Origin of the sequence: Dorea sp. AGR2135 (assembly GCF_000420885.1) — a bacterium.
Classification (GTDB): Bacteria; Bacillota; Clostridia; order Lachnospirales; family Lachnospiraceae; genus Dorea; species Dorea formicigenerans.
Genome location: NZ_ATVU01000065.1, coordinates 1 through 2493 on the forward strand (window position 1 = coordinate 1; position 2493 = coordinate 2493).

Below are 2493 nucleotides of genomic sequence, written 5' to 3' on the forward strand. Positions count from 1 at the left end.
AAATCCCGATTGAACAAAATCGCTGCGCGATGGCCTGCCAAGGCTGTGGCGCAGTTTTATTTTTATTAAAAAAGCAGTGGAATTACTTTCCATAATCCGTTATTGTTAAGTTACCACACGAAACAACTGAACTAAGAAAGCTCCACTGCCTATGATAAGAATAACATTTTCCAGTCTCTTCCGCAATCGGAATTATGACGCTAATGCACCTCCGAATAGGTAGATGTAATTATTAACACTACTTATTCTGGAGGTTTTATTATGTATAAAGATATTTTTGAATCCATCCGCAATGAAGCGGAAAAACGTAACCTGCGTGAAAGAACGATTCAACTGTATTGCTCGGATGTCAGTTACTTCCTTCGTTGGATCGGAAAAAATGTTTCTAATCTTACACTTGAAGATGCGGAAAGTTTTCTTACTGCAAAACGTCTGGAAGGCAGGTCTCCTGAAACTCACAATCACTATCGGTCTGCAATCAAGTTCTTATATAAAAAGGTGCTGAAGATTCTCTGGGATGATGACACTGTTCCAGCTATGAAAAGAGAGCGAAATCTTCCTGCCGTTCTATCCCGCGATGAAATAAATGCAATCATTGACGCCACTCCGAATCTGAAGCATAAAGCGATTATTGCAACTATGTATTCTTCCGGATTACGTGTATCGGAGGTCGTTCATCTCCATTATGATGACATTTCCCGTACCAACATGACAATTCATGTTCGTGAAACCAAAGGCAGAATTGACAGGTATACGATTCTGTCTCAAAAAAATTTAGACCTTCTCACTGAGTATTGGTACAAATGTGGTCGCCCCAAAGATATCCTTTTCCCAAGTTCCTGGACCGGTGGATATCTTGATATAACCGGTGTTAACCAGTTCTTTAAGAAAAGTGCTAAACTCGCCGGCATTACCCGTCATGTTTCCTCTCATGCATGTCGTCATAGTTTTGCCAGCCACTTATTCGAAAGTGGCACAGATATAAAATATATCCAGTCACTTCTGGGACATGTTGATCCTCGCTCTACAGATGTTTACCTTCATGTGAGCAACAAGACACTTCTTGGGATCCGCAGCCCGTTCGACAACCCGGAAGGTGGTGAATCATGAGTAAGGATTGTACGATTCAGGATGTTTTTCATCGTTTTTATCCATCTTTTGAATCCACACATAGTATTTCTCCCGCTCAGCGAAAGGCCGCTTATCACATCATGAATTGCAAAACCGGTGCCTTTGGTGTGAATGTAAGCGTATGCGAGGACTGCGGCTGCATGTCAGTCCACTATAACTCCTGCCGTGACAGATGCTGTCCTATGTGTCAGGAGTTTCCAAAGGAAAAGTGGGTAGATGCACGGCGTGAGGATATCTTAGATGCTCCTTATTTCCATGTGGTTTTTACAGTTCCAGAAGAACTCAATCCCATTATCTACAGCAACCAGAAATTCTTATATACTGCTCTTTATCATGCGGCTTCAGATACTCTCAGTGAACTTGCTGCTGATAGTAAATATCTTGGGACTGATATCGGCTATATTTGTATCCTCCATACATGGGGAAGTACCATGAATTTTCATCCTCATATCCATGCGATTGTTCTTGGTGGAGGGCTGGATGTGAAAAATCATTGGAAAGACAATGGGAAAGATTTTTTCCTTCCGATTAAGGTAATCTCAAAAACGTTTCGTGGAAAATACATGGCTGAACTTAAGCAGCTCTGGGAAAATGACAGGCTTGAATTTCATGGATCGGCTGCACCTTACAAAAACTACTATACTTTCAAGGAATTGTTAAATACCTGCTATACAAAGGAATGGATTCCTTATTGCAAGAAACCATTTGACGGTGCCGAATCTGTCATCAGATACCTTGGAAAATACACCCACCGGATTGCTATCAGCAACTACCGTATCAAAGACATGACAGAATCTACAGTTACTTTTTCTGCTAAAGATTACAAAAACCAAGGGCTTTGGAAAGAGATCACCATATCCGGCGAGGAATTTATCCGTCGATTTTTAATGCATGTTCCTCCAAAACGTTTTGTACGTATCAGGCACTATGGTCTTCTTTCATCCAGAAATAAGAAGAAAAAGATTACCCTATGCAGAAACATCCTTGGTTGCAAAAAATATATTTCCAAGCTGAAAGATATGGATGCACCTGCCATTATCCGTCTTCTTTATCACAAAGATATATGCAAGTGTTCTTCCTGTGGTGGTAAGATTATTCCTCTGCCTACAGAACAACATTTTATAAAACCAAAACCACATATGCTCTGTTAACGTATCATAACTGTATATTTTTTTAGCTTCCTTAGGGAGGCTTATTTCTGGTGTCATAATACAGGACTGAATGATAAATTCTATGTGTTTCTATGTGTACACGCTATCCTATTATAAATAGAGTGTCAGAATTAAAAGTCCATATAGAGTTGACGCGCTTTGTTCAACCAGAAAAAATCGAAATTGATGCAAACGAAAGGGCAGTTAATGA

The 2493-nt window shown here is 40.1% G+C and carries 2 protein-coding genes; both read left to right on the forward strand.

The window, feature by feature from the left end; all coding sequences use genetic code 11:
• Positions 1-261 precede the first annotated feature (261 nt).
• On the forward strand, positions 262-1110 hold the full coding sequence (locus G593_RS0118165; protein ID WP_029730641.1) for a tyrosine-type recombinase/integrase: 849 nt from the start codon (positions 262-264) through the stop codon (positions 1108-1110).
• A complete protein-coding gene (locus tag G593_RS0118170) occupies positions 1107-2282 on the forward strand; it encodes an IS91 family transposase (RefSeq protein ID WP_029730642.1) in 1176 nt (391 codons plus the stop codon). The genes G593_RS0118165 and G593_RS0118170 overlap by 4 nt, the downstream gene beginning before the upstream one ends.
• Positions 2283-2493: the final 211 nt, after the last annotated feature.

What these genes read in the sequence shown, in the direction of transcription:
- G593_RS0118165 (WP_029730641.1), top strand. Translation starts at nt 262, where the DNA reads ATGTATAAAGATATTTTTGAATCCATCCGCAATGAAGCGGAAAAACGT.
- G593_RS0118170 (WP_029730642.1), top strand. Translation starts at nt 1,107, where the DNA reads ATGAGTAAGGATTGTACGATTCAGGATGTTTTTCATCGTTTTTATCCA.